Genomic DNA, 556 nt, shown 5'->3' with positions numbered 1-556 from the left:
TTTCCGGGCAAAAGACCTTCGATGCGCTGCCATTGCCGCTGGCTCAGTTCGTAGCGCGACACCATCCATTGTCCTCCAGATCGAATCTGGAAGCCTATGAATCATGCATCAACGCAATTTTGAATCCTGAATGTCGATTGGTCCTAGAGCGGTTCACCGTTTCACGGGAACGCAGAACCGCTCTATCTCATTGTTCTGACGCAATTCCGGACGGAAAACCGCTACGCACTTTTCCTGGAATTGCTTTGGGGCGTGTACTCATAAACGACGGCCAGTCGATGAACGTTTTGGGCATAAGACGCAGGGCCGTAGCAGTAGTTTGCGCCAAGAGCTCATCGGTTCAGGGCAGCGGGATCGGCTTGTCACTGAGCGTGCGCAAGTAGGCGATCAGGTTGACCCGTTCGGTCTCGTCCGGGACACCAGGAGTCTCCATCTTGACGCCCGGCGTGGTGAGCATGGGCCCGAAGAGATATCTGTTCAGGTCCTCGTACGTCCATACACCCTCCCAGCCCAGCAACGTGTCGGAGTAACGCATATTTGCCACAGATGCTTTGTC

1 protein-coding gene is annotated in these 556 nt (G+C 54.9%); it reads right to left on the bottom strand.

Annotated elements, in window-relative coordinates; all coding sequences use genetic code 11:
• Positions 1 to 340 precede the first annotated feature (340 nt).
• Positions 341 to 556, bottom strand: a 216-nt coding sequence (locus tag AC04SI_RS33355) for a c-type cytochrome (RefSeq protein WP_488475739.1), incomplete at its 5' end; no start/stop codon positions are given.

It is taken from the genome of Mesorhizobium sp. CNPSo 4689 (genome assembly GCF_057784325.1).
The sequence above is the reverse complement of the archived record's forward strand: the minus strand, read 5'-3'. Positions and strand labels throughout refer to the sequence as shown.